This is a genomic window from Rhizobium sp. 10PS4, from assembly GCF_032464805.1.
Taxonomy (GTDB): Bacteria; Pseudomonadota; Alphaproteobacteria; order Rhizobiales; family Rhizobiaceae; genus Rhizobium; species Rhizobium laguerreae.
This window is the reverse complement of sequence record NZ_JAWDIW010000014.1, coordinates 156,465-177,961: the sequence shown is the minus strand read 5'-3', so window position 1 is coordinate 177,961 and position 21,497 is coordinate 156,465. Positions and strand designations below refer to the sequence as shown.

Sequence of the window (21,497 nt, the reverse complement as noted above, 5' to 3'; positions counted from 1 at the left end):
CCCGCGGGGCCGCGGGCGGCTTTTCGTCCCGCGCCGCAACCCGAAGATAGGTTCGGCGCATGACAGCGCTGTTGCATTGTGAAGATCGGCCGCAGACATCTGCTTTGAAGGAAAGCAAACCGTCGCGTTCCGCGCCTGCCATTCGCCTCCGCGCGCCGCCCCTTGAGGCTTGACACTCGGAAGAACTATAGCGTGAAAGCCGGTCTGTTCCAGGGCTTTCGGCGCCTCTTCGGTCATAAAGGCCAAAATAGGACAGCAACACTGTCCTAATTCATCAGTTCTATGCCAGAAAGCATTCGGCTCCGCAAGAGCGCCCCGGCAAAAAACGTCAATTTGCGACGGAAGATTGCCTGTGCAGCGGCGATGACGAAAGAAAATTACGTCAAGCAGTACTATTTTGTTTATTGATTGCGTAGTTCAATTTCTGTGATGTGTCGCGGGCGACAACCTTGATCCTGTGAAGCTTTGGCGTAATGTCCGCTGCGGACTTTGCCAACCCCTTCCTTTCCCACGGTTTCCCCCATGTTCTTTGCTTCCGATAACTGGGCCGGCGCCCACAAATCCATTGCCGAACGTCTGCTGACGGAATCGAGCGGCTTTGCCGCGGCCTATGGCGCCGGCGATCTCGACAGGAAGGTCGAGGCCCGTTTTTCCGAGATCTTCGAGCGTGAGGTTTCGATCTTCTTCGTCGCCACCGGCACGGCCGCCAACTCCCTGTCGCTGGCAAGCGTCCAGCGGCCCGGCGGCATCACCTTCTGCCATTCGGGGGCCCATGTGATCGAGGATGAATGCGGTGCGCCGGAATTTTTCTCCGGCTCCGCCCGCCTCGTTGCCGTTGACGGCGAAGCCGGCAAGATCGATCCGGCAAAGCTTTCGGCGAAGATCGCAAGCTTTCCCGAGGACGCCGTCCATCACGGCCGCGCCAGCGCGGTGACCATCACCCAGGCGACCGAGATCGGCACCGTCTATTCCCTGCCGGAGATCGGCGAGATCGCCGCCATATCAAGGAAGCGCAATCTGCCGCTCCACATGGACGGCGCCCGCTTCGCCAACGCGCTGGTGGCGCTCGGCGCCAGCCCGGCCGAAATGACATGGAAACGCGGCGTCGACATGCTGTCCTTCGGCGGCACCAAGAATGGCTGCTGGTGTGCCGAAGCGATCGTCTTCTTCAATCCGGATCAGGCCCGGGAAATGCCCTTCATCCGCAAGCGCGCCGCCCAGCTCTTCTCCAAGTCGCGTTTCATCGCCGCCCAGTTCGACGCCTATTTCGAAGATGGCCTCTGGCTCGATCTCGCCCGCCATTCGAACGGCATGGCCGACAGGCTGCGCGCCGGCATCGGCACGAGCAACTCCGCCCGCCTCGCCTGGCCGACCGCGTCCAACGAAGTCTTTGCCGTCGTCAACAAGAGTGCTGCAAAAACTGCCGAGGAAAAGGGCGCGAAATTTTACGAATGGCCAGTCCCGGCAGCAGCGCCCGAACTCGTTTCCGAAAGCGAAACCCTGATCCGCCTCGTCACCAGCTTCGCGACGACGGAAGCGGATGTCGATGGGTTCCTGAAATGCCTGGCCGCCTGATCGCCTGCCGGAAAGACCTGCCGACCCGGCAGGCCTTTCGATGACGGGCAAGGATTTCACGCCGACCTCAGCCCCCTCACCTTTTGCAGAATATCCTCCGACAGTGCTGAAACCAGCGCCTGATCCGCTCCCTTGCGCGGCACCAGCACGAATTCCACATCCTCCAGCGCCGGAAGCTTTCCCGCAGCGATCTCCTTCAGGCCCGACGGCGCCATGCTGCGCGGCTGCACCAGCACGCCCATCCCGGCCCGCGCCGCTGCCGTTAGCCCGCTCAGGCTGCCGCAGGTACAGACGATCCGCCACGGCACTCTGTTCCGTCCGAGTGCTTCGAGCGCGATTGCGCGCGTGACGCTCGGCGGCGGAAAGGCGATCAGCGGCAGAGGACCGGAAGCGAGCACACGCTCGGGATCGCGCGCCAGCCAGACGAGCGGCTCGCGATAGACGAGTTTTCCGCGCGCATCTCCTAGCCGGCGCTTGGCGAGCACCAGATCGATCTCACCATTGTCCTGCATCTCGTAAAGAACGCCGGACAGCGCCACTGTCAGTTCGAGGTCTACCGAAGGGTGCGAACGAACGAAATCCTCGAGCACCGCCGGCAGCTGGCTGGTGACGAAATCCTCCGACACGCCGAGCCGCAGACTGCCGCGCAGGCTGTTGTTCTTAAACAGCGACTGTACCTGCCCCTCGATCGAAAGCATGGCGCGCGCATGCGACAGCAGCGCCTCGCCATCGCCGGTCAGCATCACCTTATGCGTGTCGCGTGCCAGCAGCCTGCGCCCGAGTGCTGCCTCCAGTCGCTGAATGTGCTGGCTGACTGTCGACTGCCCGAGGCCCAGCCTTTCTGCGGCGAGCGTGAAACTGCCCATCTGTTCGACGGCGACGAAACTGCGCAATTGCGAAAGGTCCAACATGATCCAGCTTCTCGATAACTGTTATTCCTTGCATCCTGGATCATAATGGACGACAGAACAATGACTGTTTTATCAAGCGCGAGACCGCCATGCGCCGCTTTCTGCCCGATACATTCACCATCCTGCTCGTCTGCACCGTCATCCTCGCCTCGTTGCTGCCGGCAAGCGGTACCTTCGCGGATTATTTCGGCATCGCCACCGACCTTGCCATCGCTCTGCTGTTTTTCCTGCATGGCGCCCGCCTGTCGCGCGACGTGGTCTTATCAGGCCTGCTGCATTGGCGCCTGCATATTGCCATCCTGCTGACGACCTTCGGCATCTTCCCGCTGCTCGGCATGACGCTCGGGCTGATCCCCGACACGATCCTGCCGCAGCCGCTTTATCTCGGCATCCTCTTCCTCTGCGTGCTGCCGTCGACGGTGCAGTCGTCGATCGCCTTTACCTCGATGGCGGGCGGCAACGTGCCCGCCGCTATCTGCTCGGCCTCGGCATCCAACATCTTCGGCATGTTCCTGACGCCGCTGCTCGTCGGCCTGCTGTTTTCCGTCGGCGGCCATGGCGGCTTCTCCTTCGACGCATTAGAGCAGATCCTGCTGCAGCTGCTTGCCCCCTTCATCATCGGCCAGATCCTGCAGCCCTGGATCGGCGACTGGATTCGCGCCAAGAAGAAGATCCTGATGCCTGTCGACCGCGGCTCGATCCTGATGGTCGTCTATCTCGCCTTCAGCACGGCTGTCGTCGAGGGCCTGTGGCACACCTTCTCGATCGCCGATATCGCCGTCGTCATCGTCGCCGACATGGTTCTGCTGGCAATTGTTCTGGTGCTGACGATGTTCGGCAGCCGGTGGCTGAGCTTCAACAAGGCCGATCAGATCACCATCACCTTCTGCGGCTCGAAGAAGAGCCTCGCAAGCGGCGTGCCGATGGCGAACGTCATCTTCGCCGGCCAGTCGATCGGCGCGATCGTGCTGCCGCTGATGCTGTTCCATCAGATCCAGCTGATGGTCTGCGCCGTCATCGCACAGAAATACGCCGCCGCCGCGGCCCGCCGCGCAACGGACAAGGAAATCGACGAGGCAACCAGCCCGGCCTGAGCCCAAATAAAAAACGGCGCCCCATAGGAGCGCCGTCCGTTTTACCCGTAAGGGGGATCAATCAGCCGTTGATGATCTGCGCTTCGATGGCCTTCGGAGCCTCGACCGGTTCTGCGGCAATCGCGATCTTGCGGGGCTTCATGGCCTCGGGAATATTGCGCAGAAGATCGATGTGCAGCAGGCCGTTCTTCAGCGAAGCGGCGGTCACCTCGACATGATCGGCAAGTTGGAAGCGGCGCTCGAAGGCGCGCTTGGCAATGCCTCGGTAGAGGAATTCGCCGCTTTCGGCAGGTTCCTCGTTCTTTTCACCCTTCACGGACAGCACATGGGCATGGGCTTCGATCGAAAGTTCGGTCTCGTCGAAACCGGCAACGGCCATGGTGATGCGATAGGTGTTTTCACCGGTGCGCTCGATATTATAGGGCGGATAGGTTTGCGCCTGCTCCGGCTGGGCAAGGCTGTCGAGCATGGTGAAAAGCCGGTCGAAACCGACGGTCGAACGATAAAGGGGAGAGAAGTCTACGTGACGCATGATGTCCTCCTGTGGAAGCGACGTGTTGCGATGAAATGCCCCTGAGACCCCATCATTGGCGGCCTTGGGACGGTTGCGCAGGCCCTGTTCGGCACCCGCAGAAAGGAAATGGTGATGGGATTCGAGGAGTTCAAGACCTTTTGCAATCGCCTTGATCGGCCCGTGAACCCCGCATGAACGACCGGTTCGGAGCACGTTCAGGCGCATTCGCCTAGGACTTAGGCGTCGGGTGAATCTGGTCCCGATGGCTGGAGTGCATCGTCCCTTCTTCTTCAGCCTCAACTCCGGCCGGCCGCGAGCACCCTCATGCTCCTGCCGGCCCTTTTCCCCACCGCTTTCCAAGCCGGATGCCATGCGCTATCCCTGATGCGAAGCAGTCAGCAGCGGCGCATTGGCAAAGTCATGGATCAGGTTCTCTATTCGACGCCCGATAATCCCGCCCCGGAAAACCGCACGGAGGGGTTCTTCGAAACCCATGACGGCCAGCAGCTGCGTTACGCCGTCTTCCGCTCGAGCGGCCAGATTGCCAAGGGCACCGTCGTCATCCTGCACGGCCGCAACGAATACATCGAGAAATATTTCGAAACGATCCGCGACCTGACGGCCAAGGGTCTCTGGGTCGCGACCTTCGACCTGCGCGGCCAGGGCGGTTCATCAAGGCTCATGAAGCGCCGCAACCACGGCCACATCCGCCGCTTTGCCGATTACGAGCGTGATCTCGATACCTTCCTGGAAAAGGTGGTGCTGCCGGATACCCGCCTGCCCTTCTATCTGCTCGCCCATTCCACAGGCGGCCTGATCGCACTCTCGGCCGCGCCCTATCTCACCACCCGTATCGATCGTATGGTGCTGTCGGCGCCCTTCATCGGCCTGACCGGCCAGTCGGCGTCGCCCCGCGTCATCCGCGCTCTCGCCGGCACGCTGACCGCCGTCGGCCTCGGCTTCCTGCCGCTCACCTCGAAACTGAAGGAGCCGAACTTCAGCGACAATCCGCTAACCTCGGACGAACACCGCTTCGAGCGCAATGTTGCAATGATGAAGGCCTTTCCGGAATTGACGCTCGGACCGCCGACGGCCCGCTGGCTGATCGAGGCTTTCCGCACGATGGACCGGGTCACCTCACCCTACCATCTCTTCTCGATCACCATCCCGACCATCGTCATCGCCCCGACGCGTGACGGTGTCGTGCCCTACACGGCGCAGGAGCGGCTCTCGCGTTACTTCCGCGCCGGCCAGCTGGTGCCGATCAACGGTGCTCGTCACGAGATCTTCCAGGAGCGCGATATCTATCGCGCTGCCGCCCTTGCCGCCTTCCACGCCTTTATTCCCGGCAGCGATGCCGAAGAAAACCAGGACGTCGCCGCCCTCGGTACGTGAACCGGATCGGCTTTGCCGACCGGGGGATCAGCGTTGCCGACCGGGGGATCGGCGCTGCTGACCAAGGATCAGCACGGCTGATCGGGATCAGCGCTGCAGGATGGCGATTGCCTGTTCGTAAACTGCCCGGCTGCCGGCGGCGATGATCGAGCCGCCGTTTTCCGGCCGTCCGCCGTCCCAGGTGGTGATGATGCCGCCCGCCCCCTCGATGACGGGAATGATGCCGCCGACGTCATAAGGCTTCAGGCTGTTTTCGACGACCAGATCGATATGGCCGGCGGCAAGCAGCGCATAGGCATAGCAGTCGCAGCCGTAGCGGAACAGCCGCACCTGGCCTTCGATCTCGCGGTATTTCTCCATCTCCTCGCCGGCAAAGAGATGCGGCGAGGTGGTGAACAGGATAGCATTCGAAAGCGTGTCGCACTGGCGCGTCGCCAGCCGTCGCTCGCCCTCCGGCCCGATATAGATCGAGCCGTTCTGGTCGGCGAAATAGCGCTCGCCGGTAAAGGGTTGCTCGATCATGCCCATGATCGCCCGGCCCGCTTTCTGCAGGCCGATCAGCGTTCCCCACACCGGCACGCCGGAGATGAAGGCGCGGGTGCCGTCGATCGGATCAATCACCCAGACATATTCGCGGTCGAGCCCGATATCGCCATGTTCCTCGCCGAGAATGCCGTGGTCGGGGAAATTCTCTTCGATCAGCGCCCGGATGGCGAGTTCGGCCGCCCGGTCGCCCTCCGTCACCGGATCGAAACCGGAAGAAAGCTTGTTCGTGACATCGAGGCCGGAGCGGAAACGCGGCAGCGTTTCGGCGCGGGCAGCCTCCGCCAGGCGATTGAAGAACGAACGGTCAGGAAACATGTTGGATCCGTTTGGCTGGCGGGAGTGGCGCTTTTCATAGCGAAAAGCAACGGAAATGCAAACGCAGCAGGCAAATTGAGTTTAGTTGCACAAAGATATCGCAGCGCAATAAATTGCTTGACATTTGTGCAATGCAATAGTACCGTCTTCATACAGTCTTCTGACTGTAAATACCCTCCTTGGGTGTTTCCTCCCTAGACTTAGCCGCGCTCACAAGCGCGGTTTTTTTTGGCCGGGGAAGGCCACACGTCAGCAAAATCGAAAAACGGATCTATTCGGCGGCCAGCGCCCGGTCGCCGGCGAATTTCTCGACATAGTCCGCCATCTGCTGCATGAAGTCCGCGACGGCATCGGCCACCGCGGCGAAATCGTCGCGTTTCTCCAGCGTCAGCTCATCGACATAGATCGCCCGGTTCACCTCAATCTGCAGCGCGTGCAGGCCGCGCGAGGGCCGGCCGTAATGTTCGGTGATGAAGCCGCCGGCATAGGGCTTGTTGCGGATCGCCGCAAAACCCATCTCCTCGAGGATGGCGATGGCCGCGCGCGAAAGTTCGGCCGAAGCGCTGGTGCCGTAGCGATCGCCGATGATGAAATCGGGCCGCGCAGTGCTGCCGGCGACGCGCACATTGCCGGGCATCGAGTGGCAGTCAATCAGCACGCCGAAGCCGAACTGCACATGCGTTCGCGCGATCAGCCGGCGGAGCGCCGCATGATAGGGCTTGTAGACCGCTTCAACCCGGTCGAGCCCCTCCTGCACCGGCAGGCGCCGCGCATAGATCTCCATGTTCTCGGCGACGATGCGCGGAATGGTGCCGAGCCCGCCGGCGACCCTGAGCGAATTGACGTTGGCATAGGGCGGCAGCAACCCGTCGAACATCCGCGGATCGAGTTCGTAGGGTTCGCGATTGACGTCGAGATAGGCGCGCGGGAAGTTGGCCGCCAAAAGCGGCGCACCGAGTGCGACCGCCGAGCCGAAGAGCTCGTCGACATAGTGATCCTCGGAACGGCGGATGGCGATGCCCTCCAGCCTGGACTGAGCCATAAATTCCGGTGGATAAATACGGCCGCTATGGGGGGAGTTGTAGACGAAGGGAATGGTCTGCGACACGGGCTCATGGACCTCAAAAAGCTCGTATTCGCGTATTTCCGGCACTTTCGGCCCTCTTTACCATGTCAAGAACTGACTGCTTCGCGTATGTTGCCAGTTGCCCGGCCGCAAGTCCATACTATGTAGAAGGGATGGCGGTCACGCACAGGCAATTCACCGGTTGTTTACCGGAGCGAGACTAGTGTAAACGGCTGGCAGCCACCAAAAACCTATGGATCGCGGTCTGGATTGATGACTCAGAAGATACTTCTCGCCGAAGACGACAACGACATGCGCCGCTTCCTGGTGAAAGCGCTCGAAAAGGCCGGCTACAAGGTCCTTTCTTATGACAATGGCGCTAGCGCCTATGACCGGCTGCGCGAGGAGCCGTTTTCCCTGCTGCTGACCGATATCGTCATGCCCGAGATGGACGGCATCGAGCTGGCGCGCCGCGCCACCGAACTCGACCCCGACCTGAAGGTGATGTTCATCACCGGTTTTGCCGCGGTGGCGCTGAACCCTGATTCGAAGGCGCCGAAGGATGCAAAGGTCCTTTCCAAGCCTTTCCACCTGCGCGACCTCGTCGACGAGGTCAACAAGATGCTTGCCGCGTAAGGCCTGCGGGCGGCGCGTCACAAAACTGAAAAAAGCCTATTGACGGCTCCGAAGGTTTTGTGATCTATGCGCCGCCATCGGATGGGCGTGTAGCTCAGCGGGAGAGCACTACGTTGACATCGTAGGGGTCACAGGTTCAATCCCTGTCACGCCCACCATCCGATCCCCCTGACATCGTTGACAAATCCCCGCCTTGGGGATTTTCTCTTTCCTGAGCCTGGCACGCGTTCCAGATCCAGCACCTTGCGGAGCGAGGGCTCGCATATGATGGGCCGGATTCACTTGGCTGTGGGATAGCCCCACACGTCGCAAATTGAGGGAGGTATGACGCAAAGGACGCGGACACGTAAGGCGATATCGATAATCCTCGGCGTCGCCCTGGTTGGGGCTGGCCTCCTCGGTTTCGGTTATATGCAGTTTCATGTCGTCGAACCCGTCAGCATCAAGCTTTGGCTGATTCCGATCACGATCCTCGCGGCTGGAGCAGCGATCCTCTGGGAGGATTTCAAAAATCCCTAGCGAGACGATCTCTCTTTCCGTTCGACGCCCGAGCGGCCGCCGGCAAGCTGGTGAAAAGGGCAGATAGAGCAATTCCAGCAAAACTGCGTGCCAGATCTTCGTCGCTTCGCGTCGAGGCGACGTATCGTCAAACACCAATCAGCGCCAATTAGAACCTGTGGCCCGACATCGGCATGCCCCCGGCAAACCCTGCCGGCTAGAACAGGATGTCATCCGAAAACCGTTCGCACTTTTCGGCATCATGCTCTGGACCGGCAGCTACAAATTCCTGATCTGACTGACCTCCGATCGGGAAAGAATGGGCCTGGACCTCCCTGCCTGGGCCCATTCCCCTTGACCAGACGTGCGTCCAAGACGGCACCTCGATGAGTGTGTTGCCACTGTCGTGTCACATCGGTTCGTTGCCGATGTCCGGCAGCCTATGTCATTACCGGACCTTGTAACCAGCAAGCTCAACCAACTTTTTACTGATCTGCCGCCGATCGCCGAGCCAGCCCCGCGGCCGATAAAATTTTTGCGCCTCAGCAACAACGGCGCCAAATTCGGACACAGAGCCATGCCATGGCGAACCGAGGGTGAGGTAATGATTCGCCTCGCCACGACATGGGGTTTGAGATCGAAATGAAGTTATCCGCGCTTGCCGCTGCCGCCCTTTTTTCCGCCGTCCTCGCCTTGCCGGCCTCTGCCGCGCCGCCCGCGCCCGCCGAAACCTTTCCTGGTGCGCCCGGCGTCATTACGCTTTCCGGCAAATGCGCCAAGCTGGTCGTCGCCAAATTCGACGCCACCAAGGGCTGCAAGAACGAGCTTGCCAGCGTCACGCTGGCCAATGGCGTGGTGACCTTCATCTTCACCTCGGATGGCAAGGCGCTGGGCTTTCAGGGCGACGGCAGCGGCATCAAGCCTGCCTCCAACGGCAATGCCCGCCTGCCGCTCAGCCTCGTCACCACGGGTGTCGGCAACAAGATGACCGGAGAGGTCAAGGTCGCCGGCTTCTGCACCTTCGGCAATCCCTATGCCGGCAAGCCGATCGCGATCGAATGCACCGCCGAAAGCAAGGACTCCTCCTTCACCGGCAGCTTCCGCACTGGCGGCAAGCTGATGAAGAAGGGTAAGTAGCCGCCCTCAGGCGCACCAGGCGCTGCCGGCGGCCCCTGGCTTGCGTGCCAGGCCCTCATTGATCAGCTGCGCGCCGAAAGAGCGCCCGTCGCGCGAGACGACGCGCGGCGCGCCAGAGGGTTCGGCCTTACCCGCCGCATTCATGGTGAAGGGCCCGGCGTTCAGAAGCGCCAGCAGCCGCGACTTGGCGGCAAAGGCCACCCGGCGCTCGCCGTCACAGCGCGCCTGATCGACGACAGGGCTTGCCATGTCGGCAATCACGATCTTCTCGCCCTTGTACCAGAAGACGCCGCCGTCGCCGACGCAATTGATATGGGCGCCCTGCCCGCAATAGCCGAAGGCGACTGTCCCGGTTTGCGAAACGGCAGTTGGGCCCGGCGACGGCACTGCCTTTATCGGCTGGATCATCGGCGTCGGGATCGCGGCCGGCGGCAGCGGCTGCGGCACTGGGACTTTCGGCGTGGGTGCGGCAAGCGCCACCTGTTTCGGCGGCGCGTCCTTCTTGACGACAGGCCTCGGCTCCGCCGTGTCCCGTGTGATCGGCGTCGATTGCCTTGCAAGCATCGGCTGGATGCTCTTCCAATGGTCGTGGGCGACGATGCCGCCGATCGCGGCAATGCCGATCACCGCCCAGGGCAGCAATCCGCCACCGCTGCTGCGCGCTTTGCTCTTTCCTCTCGCCGGCGCCTTGCGGCGGCCGCGTGTCGTTGTCTTGGCCATCTGTCCGATTCCCGTGAGGCCGGGATTATCGCTGCCCAATCCTTTCCGAAAGGTTGGCGCGGCGACAGGATGATGCCTGGTTCGTCGAACTTTCAATCCAATGACATGAACGCGCCGGTGCGCACCGGAGAGACCAACGGGCCCATCGAAACGCACGAGGGGAAAAAGCTGAACAAATTCCGGACTCAGACGTTAGCCAGCGAAAAATTTCATCTGTTCTGGGGAAAAATCCATGGATCTCATTATCGCCGACATAATACCGGCGTCGCGTATCCACTATCCCGTCATCTTCGCCCGCCTCTTCGGCGCCATCGTCTTCGGCGGGCTGATCGGCTTCGAGCGTGAAGCGCGCGACCGCCCGGCAGGCTTCCGCACCCATATTCTGATCAGTCTTGCCGCTGCTCTCTTCGCCATCATCTCGATCGAGGCAGTGCACATGCCGGGTTTTACCGATGACGATCAGGTGCGCATCGATCCGCTGCGCGTCATCGAAGCCGTCACCGCCGGCGTTGCCTTCCTTGCCGCCGGCATGATCGTCTTTGCAAGGGGTCGGGTGCACGGGCTGACGACGGGCGCTGGTATGTGGCTCTCCGGCGCGATCGGCCTCGCCATGGGCTTCGGCTATTGGCCGATCGCCTTTTTCACAACGCTCGCCGCCATCTGCGTGCTCTTCGCCTTCGGCAAGCTCGAAAAATGGTTCGGTTATAATTCCGGACCGCGTGTCGATCGCGATGAACACAAATAGAAAAACAAAGCGCCCGGCATCACGCCGGGCGCTCGTGTCACGTGTGCTTCAGTTGGTCATTCGGCTGTTGGTCGTTCAGCGCGTGTGGCCGAAGGATCGCTTTTACCAACCAATGCCGTGCCGCCGACGGAGAGCGGCTTCTGGCGTTTGCCGATATTGATGCGTTCGTCCGCCGCCTCGCGTATGGCCTGCCATTCATTTTCGTGCCGGATGAAGATCTCGCGGGGCACAAAGTTGATCGTCATATGTTTCTCACCCTGTTTCAAATCTACCGTTCGCGCAGGAGGCTTCCGGAATACCCGTTATTTCTTGGTGCCTGCATTGCCCTTGATGTCGGGGCCGCCCTTGGAAAGATCGGCGCCGGTAACATGGGCCGGCACGTGAATGTCGTGGTAGATGCCGGGCGTCAGTGTCAGGTCGACATGATGCGGCGGCAGCACCTGTGCCTTCTGCATGCGGTTCGGCTTCGCCCGCTTCATGCGGTCGGACGCCTCCGTGCGTTTATCGGGAAGATGGGTCGAAGTGTGCATCATCGGCCTCCTTTTTTAAGCTCAACCAGGGGCTAACGGGCGGGCGTCGGGATGGTTCCAAAAAAATCACCCAATCCCGGTGCGACGACCGGCCTTGACTGGCCCGCGAAGTTCATTACCTAGAGCCTATCCCGCAGCCTTCCAGACATCGGCTGACGGGGAACTTTGGTGCCGGGCCCCTCTGGCGAGAGTTTTTACGGCGCTCTCGTGATGTCGGTACCGCCTGCAGCTTAGCCGGCGGATTTTTCATCGATGAACAAGCTCACCATGCCTGACCCGCGTGCCCGTTGTGGCGTGCCGCGTTTTTCCCATACATCGACCCTCTTCAACACGATTTGCGGCCGCGAGGTGCGGCCATGAATCAACCCGTGACCCATAACTCTTCGCTCAGCTATTTCCGCTGGGCTTTCATCGTCACTGCTCTCGGCCTCGTTCTCGGCGCGGTGCTCGGCTGGCAGACGACCGGTACGATCGGCGGCATGGCGACCGTCTTCTTCATCTGCACGGTGCTTGCGGTGCTGGAGATCTCGCTCTCCTTCGATAATGCCATCGTCAACGCCAACAAGCTGAAGGAGATGACTCCGGTCTGGCAGCAGCGCTTCCTCACCTGGGGCATCATCATCGCCGTCTTCGGCATGCGCATCGTCTTCCCGCTGGCAATCGTCGCCATCGCGGCACAGATTGGTCCCTGGGATGCTCTGGTGCTTGCCGCACGCGAGCCGGCCGAATATGCCCGCATCATGAACGATGCGCATCTGCCGATCGCGGCCTTCGGCGGCACCTTCCTGATGATGGTCGGCCTCAGCTATTTCTTCGACCACGAGAAGAAAATCCATTGGCTTCGCGGCCTGGAGAAGGTGATGGCGCGCTCGGCCACCATCAGGGGCATCGAGATCGCCTTCGTGCTGGCACTGATGCTTGTGTTCTCCTGGTTGATCGGCGGCGAGGAAGCCAGTGTCTTCGTCCATTGCGCCATCTACGGCCTGCTCACCTTCCTCGCGGTCGAGGTTGTCGGTGAGCTGCTCGATGCGTCGCAGCAGACGATGAGTGCTGCCGCCAAGGGCGGCCTCGGCGCCTTCATCTATCTGGAGGTGCTGGATGCGAGCTTTTCCTTCGACGGCGTCATCGGCGCCTTCGCGCTGACGCAGAACCTCTTCGTCATCGCGATCGGCCTCGGCATCGGCGCCATGTACGTGCGCTCGATGACGATCATGCTTGTGGAGAAGGGAACGCTTGCCGAATACCGCTATCTCGAGCATGGCGCCTTCTACGCCATCCTGATCCTCTCGGTGATCATGTATGCGCAGACCCTGGTCCATATCCCCGAGGTTATCACCGGCCTCGGCGGCGCGGCCTTGATCGGCCTGTCCCTCTGGTCGTCCATCCGCCACAACAGGCGCGAAAGGGTGGAGGATCATGGCCCCCGGCAGGAGGAACTTCACGCCTGACGATGCAGGAAGCCGCAGTGTGTGAAGCCCTTGCAGCCAAAAATAAAGCCCGCGACCATCCGGTTGCGGGCTAATTCATTCATGCATGACTTGAAGGTGTTAACGGGAGACCTGACCGAAGGAGGCCGGGTCGATACCGAGTGTGGTAAGGTCATTGGCGCGCGGGCGGCGACCGGCTTCGACAGCAGCGCTGACGGCGTTTGCAGCACCAAGAACGGCGAATGCGCGGCCAACGAAGCCAGTACGGACTGAATTGCGAAGTGCGGACATTGTCCTTTTCCTCTTGCTCTATGATTGACCACTCATAGATGGCATCGCGCATAGACCTCCACAATGCTCAGAAAATCACCTCAGCCATGCAAAAACAGGAGGCCGGCGCATGTCTCCATGGCCGACCTCGAGGCAGGGGTGGATGGTCTTTTTGTTCTTAGAGTGCCGTGCGTCCTTTCGGACGCACAAAGGACGCTCTAACACTTTGAAATCTGCGCATCGTGCTTTCCGAAAATCGGAACCGATTTTCGGGGCGATGCGCTAGTCTTCGTTTGCCGCCAGTTGCGAGAGCACCTGGCCCCTGCCGCGCAGCCGCAGGATCAGCGGGATGAGGAAGGCGGCCGCTGCAACGATGAGCAGGCCTGCCGCGATCGGCGACATCACCAGCGTCGTGACGTCGCCCTGGCTGATTGCCAGCGCCCGGCGCAGCTGCTGTTCGGCAAGCGGCCCGAGGATCAGGCCGACGACGGCAGGCGCGATCGGATAGCCGAAAAGCCGCATCACATAACCGAGCAGACCGAAGGCGAGCAGCATGCCGAGCTCGAACACCGACGGATTGGCGCCGATCGTCCCGAGTGTCGCAAACAGCAGGATGCCGGCATAGAGCCATGGCTTCGGAACGGTCAGCAGTCGCACCCAGAGCCCGATCATCGGCAGGTTCAGCACCAAGAGCATCGCATTGGCAATGAGCAGGCTGGCGATCAACCCCCAGACGAGCTGCGGATTGGTGGCAAACAGTAGCGGCCCCGGCTGCAGCCCGTATTGCTGGAAGCCGGCAAGCATGATCGCCGCCGTCGCCGTCGTCGGCAGGCCGAGCGTCAGAAGCGGCACCAGCGTGCCGGCGGCCGATGCGTTGTTCGCCGCCTCGGGACCGGCCACGCCTTCGATCGCGCCATGGCCGAACTCTTCCGGGTTTTTCGCCAGCCGCTTTTCGGTCGCATAGGAGAGGAAGGTGCCGATTTCGGCGCCGCCCGCGGGCATTGCGCCAATCGGGAAACCGATCAGCGTGCCGCGCAGCCAGGGTTTCCACGAACGTGACCAGTCCTGCGCATTCATCCAGAGCGAACCCTTGACCGCCTCGACCTTCTCCGCGATCCGGTTGCCCTGCGCGGCGATATAAAGCGTCTCGCCGATCGCAAACATCGCCACCGCCAGCGTCGTCACCTCGACGCCGTCGAGCAGGTCGGGAATGCCGAAGGTAAGCCTGGCCTGCCCCGTCTGCTGGTCGATACCGACCATGGCGAGCGCAAAGCCGATGAACAGCGAGGTCAGACCCCTCAATGCCGAATCGCCGAAGGCCGAGGAGACGGTGACGAAGGCGAGCACCATCAGCGCGAAATACTCGCGCGGCCCGAAGACCAGCGCCAGCTTGACGATGTAAGGCGCGATGAAGGCAAGCCCGAGCGTGGCGATCAGGCCAGCGACGAAGGAGCCGATCGCCGCTGTCGCCAGCGCCGGTCCGCCGCGCCCGGCGCGCGCCATCTTGTTGCCCTCGAGCGCGGTGACGATCGAAGCGCTTTCACCCGGCGTGTTGAGCAGGATCGAGGTCGTCGAGCCGCCATACATGCCGCCGTAATAGATGCCGGCGAACATGATCAGCGAGCCGCCGGGATCAAGCTTGTAGGTGACGGGCAGCAGCAGCGCCACGGTGAGAGCCGGGCCGATGCCGGGAAGCACGCCGACGGCGGTGCCGAGCGTCACGCCGACCAGCGCATAAACCAGGTTCATCGGCTGCATCGCAACCAGGATGCCCTGCCATAGGAATTCGAATGTGCTCATCTTGGTGTCCCAAGCGGCATTCCCGGCCGTGCGTTTGGCAACCGGGCGCCGCGCAAAATCAAAAGAGCTGACAGCGCGTCCCGCGCGGTCAGAAGAACAGATGTTCGAGCGGGCCGGCCGGCAGCGTCAGTTGCAGCAGCTGCGAGAAGATCGCCCAGACGACGAAGCTTAGGACGATACCAAGCGGCAGCGAGATCCAGAGCTTGCGTTTGCCGAAGCCGCGTGCCGTCAGCGCGAAGAGGATGCCTGTTGCGATCGAGAAGCCGGCGACGCGCAGGAGCAGCATCTGGCCCGCAAGACCGGCGACGATCCAGATGACGGGTGCGACTTCCTGCCGGTCACGCTCCGGAAAATCGCCGCGCCAGGCTTCGAAGGCGGTCCAGATCCCGAGACAGAAGAGGCCAAATGCCACCATTTGAGGCGCTGTCGCCGGACCGATGCGGTCGTACTGCGCGATCGTTTTCAGATGCGACGCGTCCCAGGCCATCACGCCGGCGACGGCGAAGAGGAAAACGGCAATAATGAACGCCGCCCAATCAGGGCGGCGCTCGGTTGCCGAGGAGGTGTTATCCTCGCTCATTGAACAAGTCCGATGTCTTTGAGAATGCTCTCAGTGGCCGAGATATCCTTTTCGAGCTGCGCCTTGAAGGCGTCGCCGGATAGATAGGTGTCGGCCCAGCCCTTGGTCTTCAGCGTTTCCTGCCAGGTGGCGGAGCTGTGCAGCTTCTCGAAATCGGCGGTGACGCTTGCAACCTGCTCTGCCGACAGGCCGGGGGCAGCGGCGACCATGCGCCAGTTCTGTATGGTGACGTCGGTGCCGGCTTCCTTCAGCGTCGGGGCATCGACGCCGTCAATACGCTTTTCGCTGGAGACGGCGAGAAGGCGGAGCGTGCCTGACTTCACCTGCGATTCGAACTCGCTGTAGCTCGAGACGCCGGCCGTGACCTGGCCGCCGAGAATTGCGGCGAGCGCTTCACCGCCGCCGGAGAAGGCGACATAGTTGATCTTGGTCGGATCGACGCCGGAAGCCTTGGCGATCAGGCCGACGGTGATATGGTCGGTGCCGCCGGCCGAACCGCCACCCCAGGAAACCGAACCCGGATCCTTCTTCAGCGCCGCAACGAGATCAGCCATGGTCTTGATCTCGGATGCAGCTGGAACGACGACGGCCTCGTATTCGCCGGTCAGGCGGGCGATCGGCGTAACGTCCTTGAGCGTCACCGGCGACTTGTTGGTGAGGATCGCGCCGACCATGACATAGCCGCCGACGATCAGCGAATTCGGGTTACCGGCAGCCTGGCTGCTGAATTGCGCAAGGCCGATGGTGCCGCCGGCGCCTGGGACGTTCTGGACCTGCACGTTGCCGGAGATCTTCTCCTGCTGCAGAGCGGTCTGCAGCGAACGGGCCGTCTGGTCCCAGCCGCCACCGGGAGCGGCCGGAGCGATGATGGTGTAATCGGCCGCATAGACCGGCAGCGCGATGGTCGCTGCAAGAAGGGTTGCGATGAACGTATGCTTCACGATGTGTCCTCCGTCGGCGGCTGAGCAAACCGCCTGTTGTTCTCTGGGAATCGGGAGGAATGGCCGGTCAGCGGACGCAAGCGTCCTGAATGACGAGCGGAATACCCTCCCAAGGCTTCAGCTCTCCGCCTCCACGGAGAAGAAGTAGCCAAAGCGACCACAACAACCTGTCATTTAGCTGACATCGGCGAGATATCCAGAAGGAGACGACACTTTTTTGCCGTAATTGGCAGGTGCCGATCTAAATCCCGGCTCTTCATTGCCAATGGCGAGTGTATTGCCGCCGCCGAAGTACGGCTGCGAGCCTCATCCGACGAGAGGTAAAGCTCTGTAAAGAGGGTGATCAGGCTGAAAGCTGACGCCTTCACTGCGTCCGCAGAACTTCGTTCCAGTGCGCGATCAGCCGCGCCCGTTTCACCTGGTCGAGATAGACCATCAGCCCGGGGCTGACCGGCACCGGCCGCAGTTGGGCGCCGAGCAGTTCCTGCAGCGTATTGGCGGTATTCTCCCCCGCGACCTCGGGGCTGACGGCCGGGATCTGCAGCTCCCGCGCCATGATCGTCTGCCCTTCCCTCGACATGAAGAAGGTGAGGTAACGCCGACCGAGCTCTGGCTCGGCGGCGGCCTGCGGCACCAGCCCGATCCGCGACATCACCACGGTATAATCCTTCGGCAGCACGATGCCGACATCGGGATAGCGCGAGGCCCAGTCGGCCGCATAGGAACCCAGAATATTGTAGCCGAGGACGAAGCGCCCGTCGGCAACGCGTTCGAGGATCGCCGAACTCGTCGAATAAAGCTTGACGCCGGCAGCCCCCATAGCCCCGATCACCGACCAGATGTCGCCGAACTGCTCCTGGTCGCGCGCCATGAAAAGAAAGCCGACGCCGGAACGCTCGATGTCATAGGTACCGATCCGCCCGTAGACCTCGTTGCCCTTGCGCTTCAGATAGTCGACGAATTCAGCCCGCGAACTCGGCACCGGCTCATGCGCAAAGCTCGGCTTGTGATAGACGAATACCGCCGGCTCGAAGGTCAGCGCATAGGCGGTGTTGCGCCAGTTTGCCCATTTCGGCCATGCAGCACTCATCGGCAGGTTGCTGACCTGTGCATATCCGTCGTTGGAAAGCTTCACCTGCAGGTCCATCGCCGAGGAAAAGGCGAAATCCGCCGTCTTCTTGCCGGCATCCGTCTCTCTGACGATCCGGTCGTAGATGTCGCCGGTCAGCATGTCCTCATATTTGACTGCGATATCGGGATTGGCGTCCTGGAAACCGCGGATCATCGGTTGCGCCAGCGGCTCGTCGAGCGAGGAATAAACCGTCAGCACCGGCGCATCGGCATTGCCCGACTTCGCCGGATAGAAGACCGGATCGGCGAGCGCAAAACCCGGCCAGAACGCCAGCAGCAAGATGAAAACTCTCCTCATCAAGCAACAATGCCTGAGCGCGCCGGGAGGAGCAAGGGCGCCGGACTAGGCAGCGACCCACTCCATCAACGCATTCTGCGCGTGTAGCAGAAAGGCCTTGGCGGCGTGACTTTGGCAGAGCGGATGCTCCATCGCCGCGGCCGTTACCTCCTGGCCGCGCGAAACCGGCGGGCACGGCAGGAAGATCGCATCCTCCCGCAAACGGTCGAGGAGATCGGTATCGATCCGGTGGCCGGCGAGCGCCTCCCCAGCGGCGTCACTCGGCCATGAATCGGTGATGATAACGTCGGCATCCGATAACTCGCCCATATCGGTGCTCACGCGGAAGCGTCCATTGAGCAGCGCGGCGTCGCTGATGTGCCAGCGTTCGGGATAGACCTGCACCACCTTAATCGGCAATGCGATCGATGCTTCGGCCCAGGAGCGAAGGATATTTGCGTCCGCCGCCACGCCAACGACCTTCAACCCGTCGATGGAACCGCGCCGGCTGTTGATATAGGCAAGATCGCCGAGCGTCTCGCAAGGGTGGTTAGAGCGTGTGCGCGCATTGATGACAGGCAGCAGCGAGGCTGCCGCCACCGCCTTCAATGTCGCAAACTCCCTGGTGCGGATCACCAGCATGTCGAACCAGTTGCCAAGATAACCCGACAGATCGCCGGTTTCCTCCTTGGCATTGAAGCCGATCGGCACATGCACGCAGATACCGCCCATCGCCTGGATGCCGAGATCGAAGGCGGTGGTATTGCGCCAGCCGCCATCATCGACGATCAGCGCGACGCGTTTGCCCGCAAGGCTCTGCGGCATCGTACGCTCATCCCAGGCTTTGGCAAGTACACCGGCGCGACCGATGACCGACCGAAGTCCGACTTCCGGAATGTCATGAAACTCCAGAAAATTCCGGGCCGAACCTGTCATCCAAAATCTCCGTCAGGTATGAAACGTCGCCAAAATAACTTTCGTTGGCCTCACGGCAATCGCCGAAGCAACCGCGAATCACATTCGATACCGCGATTGGATATCCTCGCGATTCGTCTTCCAAGCCATGCTGCTGGGTCCGGCGCAAGCTTAAATCAATCGGCGATCGGTTTTATGATACCGATCCAGAAAGTATCTACGAAAGCAAAACACTCCGTTTTCTCGGATGTGAATTGTCCTTTCATCACAAAGGATTATGGGCTGACGCCGCCCTTCACCCATTTAGAGTATTGATGAAGATCGGCGACGTTATATGGTCGCGCTGCCGCGCAAGAATGTCGAGACCGCCCGAATTTATTATTCGGGGGACGACTCTACGCGACAAAAACTCTATAAAAAGCTAGACTAAACTGTGAAGATCCATGGAGGGGTCATGGAACGACGACTGAGCGCTATTCTTGCTGCAGACGTCGTCGGCTACAGCCGACTGATGGGCATTGATGAATCCGGGACGTTGCAGGCGCTGAACCGCCATCGCTGCGAGCTGGTCGACATTCGTATTTCAGACTATAAGGGCCGGATCGTCAAACTCACCGGCGACGGCATCCTTGCCGAATTCCAGAGCGTGGTGAACGCGGTCGCCTGCGCCGCCGAGATCCAGCGCAGCATGGCCGCCCGCAACGAGAACGTGCCCAAGGACGAGCGCGTCGAATTCCGCATCGGCATCAATCTCGGCGACGTTGTGGTCGAGAACGGCGACATATTCGGAGATGGGGTCAATCTCGCCGCCAGGCTTGAGCGTATCGCAGCGCCCGGCGGCATCGCCGTGTCGGCCTCGGTACGCGACCAGGTCGGCTCGCGCCTCAATCTCGGCTTCGAATTTATCGGCGAGCATATGCTGAAGAACATCCGGCAGCCAGTTCAGGTCTATACCGTCAGCTTGGCGCCGCCTTCCTCCGCGAGATTGGTGGCGCAAAACCGCAATACCTGCTTCATCGCGGTGCTGCCCTTCACCAATATGAGCGGCGATGCCGACCAGGATTATTTCTCCGACGGCATCACCGAAGACATCATCACCGATCTCTCCAAGATCTCCAGCCTGCACGTCGTGCCGCGCAACACCATCTTCACCTACAAGGGCATATCGGTGAAGGTGAAGCGGCTCGCTCAGGAGCTTGGCGTGCGCTACGTGCTCGAGGGAAGTGTGCGCATCGTCGGCAACCGCGTGCGCATTTCCGGCCAGCTGATCGACACCGCCAATGGCGACCATCTCTGGGCCGAGCGTTACGACCGCGACATGACCGACATCTTCGCCATCCAGGACGAGATCACCCATGCGATTGTCGGCCAGTTGAAAGTGCGTCTACTGCCGGAAGAGAAGAAGGCGATCGCCAACGAGCCGACCGCCAATGCCGAGGCCTATACCTATTATCTCAGGGGCCGCCAGCTCTCCCACACCTGGACCAAATCCTATCTCCAGCTCGCAAGGCGCATGTTCTGCAAGGCGGTCGAGCTCGATCCGGATTATGCCCGCGCCTATGCCGGCATCGCCGATTGCGACGCGGCGATCCGCGATTGGGCACCTGACGACGTGCCGCTGAGGCGCATCCTCGATATGAGCGCCCGCGCCCTGGCGCTTGATCCCGACCTCCCGGAGGCCCACGCCTCCCATGGTCTCGCTTTGCATCAGAGCGGCTACGACGATAGGGCGGCGGCGGCGTTCGAACGTGCCCTGGCGCTCGACCCGAACCTCTTCGAAGCAAACTTCCACTATGCCCGGTTCTTCTTCATGCGCGGCAACTTCGCCGAATCCGTGCAATATTTCACCCGCGCCGCCGCAATCCGCTCTGATGATTACGTATCGCCGATCCACCTGATGTCCGCCTACCGCTCGCTCGGCCGGGTGCTGGATACGGAAAACTGGGCGCGCCTCGGCCTGCTGCGCGCCGAACGGGCCTTGAACGTCAACCCGGAAAATTCAGGCCCCGCCCATCGCGGCGCGCTGGCGCTTGCCCATCTCGGCGACGCGGCAAGGGCACGCGACTGGGCGGCCCGTGCGATCGCCATCGATCCGGACGACATCGTCGCGCAGTATAATCTCGCCTGCGTCTACTCCGTCCTCGGCGACGTCGATCAGGCGATCGATCTGCTGGAGAAGCTGCTGCCGAACAGCTCCGTCTACCATATCAAATGGTTCGACAATGATTCCGATCTCGACAACATCCGCGACGACCCCCGCTTCCGGAAGCTGCTCGCCGCCGCAATGATGCAGCGCGAGCGGATCGAAAGGACCGGGAGCTGAGGTCGAACCTTTCCCGGCCGTTCACCGGCGCATCGGCCCGAAAATCGGAATCGATTTTTGGAAAGCACGCGTAGATTCAAAGCGTTACAGCGTCCTTTGCGCATCTGAAGGACGCGCGGCGCTGTAAGCTTGAAAATCGCTGTGACATCCC

Annotated in this window: 21 protein-coding genes, 1 tRNA gene and 1 pseudogene; 10 read left to right on the top strand and 13 right to left on the bottom strand. The window is 61.4% G+C overall.

Features of this window, described 5'->3' with window-relative positions; all coding sequences use genetic code 11:
* Positions 1–522 precede the first annotated feature (522 nt).
* Entirely contained in the window at positions 523–1,575 is a 1,053-nt protein-coding gene (locus tag RWJ89_RS25900; RefSeq protein ID WP_316031664.1) for a threonine aldolase family protein, read from the top strand.
* A 56-nt stretch (positions 1,576–1,631) separates the two neighbouring features.
* Here RWJ89_RS25900 and RWJ89_RS25895 read toward each other — a convergent pair whose 3' ends face one another.
* Positions 1,632–2,486 carry a LysR substrate-binding domain-containing protein gene (locus tag RWJ89_RS25895; protein WP_316031663.1) on the bottom strand — a complete coding sequence of 285 codons (855 nt, stop codon included), beginning with the start codon at positions 2,484–2,486 and terminating at the stop codon, positions 1,632–1,634.
* Between the two features lie 45 nt (positions 2,487–2,531).
* Between RWJ89_RS25895 and RWJ89_RS25890 the strand changes: the two are divergent.
* Positions 2,532–3,580, top strand: a pseudogene (locus tag RWJ89_RS25890) (bile acid:sodium symporter family protein).
* 61 nt (positions 3,581–3,641) lie between these two features.
* Here the strand turns inward: RWJ89_RS25890 and RWJ89_RS25885 are convergent.
* The gene (locus tag RWJ89_RS25885) at positions 3,642–4,112 is read right to left on the bottom strand and encodes an Hsp20 family protein (protein ID WP_003542878.1); all 471 of its coding nucleotides are present in this window, start codon (positions 4,110–4,112) and stop codon (positions 3,642–3,644) included.
* A gap of 402 nt (positions 4,113–4,514) precedes the next feature.
* On the opposite strand from RWJ89_RS25885, the gene RWJ89_RS25880 reads away from it, so the two are divergent.
* Positions 4,515–5,489: an alpha/beta fold hydrolase gene (locus RWJ89_RS25880; RefSeq protein WP_131664407.1), complete on the top strand. Its 975-nt coding sequence runs from the start codon at positions 4,515–4,517 to the stop codon at positions 5,487–5,489.
* Between the two features lie 87 nt (positions 5,490–5,576).
* Here the strand turns inward: RWJ89_RS25880 and hisN are convergent, their stop codons facing one another.
* Both hisN and RWJ89_RS25870 read right to left on the bottom strand, forming a co-directional pair.
* Positions 5,577–6,350, bottom strand: a complete 774-nt coding sequence (gene hisN / locus RWJ89_RS25875) for a histidinol-phosphatase (protein WP_221946881.1) — start codon at positions 6,348–6,350, stop codon at positions 5,577–5,579.
* A gap of 271 nt (positions 6,351–6,621) precedes the next feature.
* Positions 6,622–7,503, bottom strand: a complete 882-nt coding sequence (locus RWJ89_RS25870; protein WP_221999750.1) for an N-formylglutamate amidohydrolase — start codon at positions 7,501–7,503, stop codon at positions 6,622–6,624.
* A 186-nt stretch (positions 7,504–7,689) separates the two neighbouring features.
* On the opposite strand from RWJ89_RS25870, the gene cpdR1 reads away from it, so the two are divergent.
* The 4 genes from cpdR1 to RWJ89_RS25850 all read left to right on the top strand — a co-directional run bounded on the left by cpdR1 (position 7,690) and on the right by RWJ89_RS25850 (position 9,687).
* Entirely contained in the window at positions 7,690–8,052 is a 363-nt protein-coding gene (gene cpdR1 / locus RWJ89_RS25865) for a response regulator CpdR1 (protein ID WP_003542883.1), read from the top strand.
* Between the two features lie 83 nt (positions 8,053–8,135).
* Positions 8,136–8,210, top strand: a tRNA-Val gene (locus RWJ89_RS25860).
* A gap of 166 nt (positions 8,211–8,376) precedes the next feature.
* Positions 8,377–8,571 (top strand): hypothetical protein, encoded by a 195-nt coding sequence (locus RWJ89_RS25855; protein ID WP_316031661.1) that lies wholly within the window; start codon positions 8,377–8,379, stop codon positions 8,569–8,571.
* 621 nt (positions 8,572–9,192) lie between these two features.
* On the top strand, positions 9,193–9,687 hold the full coding sequence (locus tag RWJ89_RS25850) for a hypothetical protein (protein WP_316031660.1): 495 nt from the start codon (positions 9,193–9,195) through the stop codon (positions 9,685–9,687).
* Positions 9,688–9,693: 6 nt separating this feature from the next.
* On the opposite strand, the gene RWJ89_RS25845 is transcribed toward RWJ89_RS25850, so the two are convergent.
* Positions 9,694–10,407 carry a hypothetical protein gene (locus RWJ89_RS25845; protein WP_316031659.1) on the bottom strand — a complete coding sequence of 238 codons (714 nt, stop codon included), beginning with the start codon at positions 10,405–10,407 and terminating at the stop codon, positions 9,694–9,696.
* Between the two features lie 232 nt (positions 10,408–10,639).
* On the opposite strand from RWJ89_RS25845, the gene RWJ89_RS25840 reads away from it, so the two are divergent.
* Entirely contained in the window at positions 10,640–11,152 is a 513-nt protein-coding gene (locus RWJ89_RS25840) for an MgtC/SapB family protein (RefSeq protein ID WP_168256379.1), read from the top strand.
* A gap of 56 nt (positions 11,153–11,208) precedes the next feature.
* Here RWJ89_RS25840 and RWJ89_RS25835 read toward each other — a convergent pair whose 3' ends face one another.
* Positions 11,209–11,397: a hypothetical protein gene (locus tag RWJ89_RS25835; protein WP_163882589.1), complete on the bottom strand. Its 189-nt coding sequence runs from the start codon at positions 11,395–11,397 to the stop codon at positions 11,209–11,211.
* 57 nt (positions 11,398–11,454) lie between these two features.
* Positions 11,455–11,685: a hypothetical protein gene (locus RWJ89_RS25830; RefSeq protein WP_017962093.1), complete on the bottom strand. Its 231-nt coding sequence runs from the start codon at positions 11,683–11,685 to the stop codon at positions 11,455–11,457.
* A 353-nt stretch (positions 11,686–12,038) separates the two neighbouring features.
* Between RWJ89_RS25830 and RWJ89_RS25825 the strand changes: the two genes are divergently transcribed.
* Positions 12,039–13,130 carry a DUF475 domain-containing protein gene (locus RWJ89_RS25825; RefSeq protein ID WP_221946878.1) on the top strand — a complete coding sequence of 364 codons (1,092 nt, stop codon included), beginning with the start codon at positions 12,039–12,041 and terminating at the stop codon, positions 13,128–13,130.
* A 99-nt stretch (positions 13,131–13,229) separates the two neighbouring features.
* Here RWJ89_RS25825 and RWJ89_RS25820 read toward each other — a convergent pair whose 3' ends face one another.
* From RWJ89_RS25820 to RWJ89_RS25795, 6 genes are all read right to left on the bottom strand, one after another.
* The gene (locus RWJ89_RS25820) at positions 13,230–13,400 is read right to left on the bottom strand and encodes a hypothetical protein (protein WP_316031658.1); all 171 of its coding nucleotides are present in this window, start codon (positions 13,398–13,400) and stop codon (positions 13,230–13,232) included.
* 261 nt (positions 13,401–13,661) lie between these two features.
* Positions 13,662–15,179, bottom strand: coding sequence for a tripartite tricarboxylate transporter permease (locus RWJ89_RS25815; RefSeq protein WP_027667767.1), 1,518 nt, complete (start codon positions 15,177–15,179; stop codon positions 13,662–13,664).
* An 88-nt stretch (positions 15,180–15,267) separates the two neighbouring features.
* On the bottom strand, positions 15,268–15,759 hold the full coding sequence (locus tag RWJ89_RS25810; RefSeq protein ID WP_168283102.1) for a tripartite tricarboxylate transporter TctB family protein: 492 nt from the start codon (positions 15,757–15,759) through the stop codon (positions 15,268–15,270).
* The gene (locus RWJ89_RS25805) at positions 15,756–16,700 is read right to left on the bottom strand and encodes a Bug family tripartite tricarboxylate transporter substrate binding protein (RefSeq protein ID WP_168283101.1); all 945 of its coding nucleotides are present in this window, start codon (positions 16,698–16,700) and stop codon (positions 15,756–15,758) included. The genes RWJ89_RS25810 and RWJ89_RS25805 overlap by 4 nt, the downstream gene beginning before the upstream one ends.
* 364 nt (positions 16,701–17,064) lie before the next feature.
* Entirely contained in the window at positions 17,065–18,111 is a 1,047-nt protein-coding gene (locus RWJ89_RS25800; protein ID WP_132612326.1) for an ABC transporter substrate-binding protein, read from the bottom strand.
* A gap of 63 nt (positions 18,112–18,174) precedes the next feature.
* A complete protein-coding gene (locus RWJ89_RS25795) occupies positions 18,175–19,044 on the bottom strand; it encodes an ornithine carbamoyltransferase (RefSeq protein WP_316031657.1) in 870 nt (289 codons plus the stop codon).
* A gap of 433 nt (positions 19,045–19,477) precedes the next feature.
* Between RWJ89_RS25795 and RWJ89_RS25790 the strand changes: the two genes are divergently transcribed.
* Positions 19,478–21,346 (top strand): adenylate/guanylate cyclase domain-containing protein, encoded by a 1,869-nt coding sequence (locus RWJ89_RS25790; protein WP_020051634.1) that lies wholly within the window; start codon positions 19,478–19,480, stop codon positions 21,344–21,346.
* Positions 21,347–21,497 lie beyond the last annotated feature (151 nt).

Bases quoted from the DNA above. Each gene is read 5' to 3' on its own strand.
- cpdR1 (WP_003542883.1), top strand. From the start codon at position 7,690: ATGACTCAGAAGATACTTCTCGCCGAAGACGACAACGACATGCGCCGC.
- RWJ89_RS25790 (WP_020051634.1), top strand. From the start codon at position 19,478: ATGGAACGACGACTGAGCGCTATTCTTGCTGCAGACGTCGTCGGCTAC.
- RWJ89_RS25900 (WP_316031664.1), top strand. From the start codon at position 523: ATGTTCTTTGCTTCCGATAACTGGGCCGGCGCCCACAAATCCATTGCC.
- RWJ89_RS25825 (WP_221946878.1), top strand. From the start codon at position 12,039: ATGAATCAACCCGTGACCCATAACTCTTCGCTCAGCTATTTCCGCTGG.
- RWJ89_RS25895 (WP_316031663.1), bottom strand. From the start codon at position 2,486: ATGTTGGACCTTTCGCAATTGCGCAGTTTCGTCGCCGTCGAACAGATG.
- RWJ89_RS25855 (WP_316031661.1), top strand. From the start codon at position 8,377: ATGACGCAAAGGACGCGGACACGTAAGGCGATATCGATAATCCTCGGC.
- RWJ89_RS25810 (WP_168283102.1), bottom strand. From the start codon at position 15,759: ATGAGCGAGGATAACACCTCCTCGGCAACCGAGCGCCGCCCTGATTGG.
- RWJ89_RS25845 (WP_316031659.1), bottom strand. From the start codon at position 10,407: ATGGCCAAGACAACGACACGCGGCCGCCGCAAGGCGCCGGCGAGAGGA.
- RWJ89_RS25820 (WP_316031658.1), bottom strand. From the start codon at position 13,400: ATGTCCGCACTTCGCAATTCAGTCCGTACTGGCTTCGTTGGCCGCGCA.
- RWJ89_RS25815 (WP_027667767.1), bottom strand. From the start codon at position 15,179: ATGAGCACATTCGAATTCCTATGGCAGGGCATCCTGGTTGCGATGCAG.
- RWJ89_RS25840 (WP_168256379.1), top strand. From the start codon at position 10,640: ATGGATCTCATTATCGCCGACATAATACCGGCGTCGCGTATCCACTAT.
- RWJ89_RS25830 (WP_017962093.1), bottom strand. From the start codon at position 11,685: ATGATGCACACTTCGACCCATCTTCCCGATAAACGCACGGAGGCGTCC.
- RWJ89_RS25850 (WP_316031660.1), top strand. From the start codon at position 9,193: ATGAAGTTATCCGCGCTTGCCGCTGCCGCCCTTTTTTCCGCCGTCCTC.
- RWJ89_RS25880 (WP_131664407.1), top strand. From the start codon at position 4,515: ATGGATCAGGTTCTCTATTCGACGCCCGATAATCCCGCCCCGGAAAAC.
- hisN (WP_221946881.1), bottom strand. From the start codon at position 6,350: ATGTTTCCTGACCGTTCGTTCTTCAATCGCCTGGCGGAGGCTGCCCGC.
- RWJ89_RS25795 (WP_316031657.1), bottom strand. From the start codon at position 19,044: ATGACAGGTTCGGCCCGGAATTTTCTGGAGTTTCATGACATTCCGGAA.
- RWJ89_RS25885 (WP_003542878.1), bottom strand. From the start codon at position 4,112: ATGCGTCACGTAGACTTCTCTCCCCTTTATCGTTCGACCGTCGGTTTC.
- RWJ89_RS25835 (WP_163882589.1), bottom strand. From the start codon at position 11,397: ATGACGATCAACTTTGTGCCCCGCGAGATCTTCATCCGGCACGAAAAT.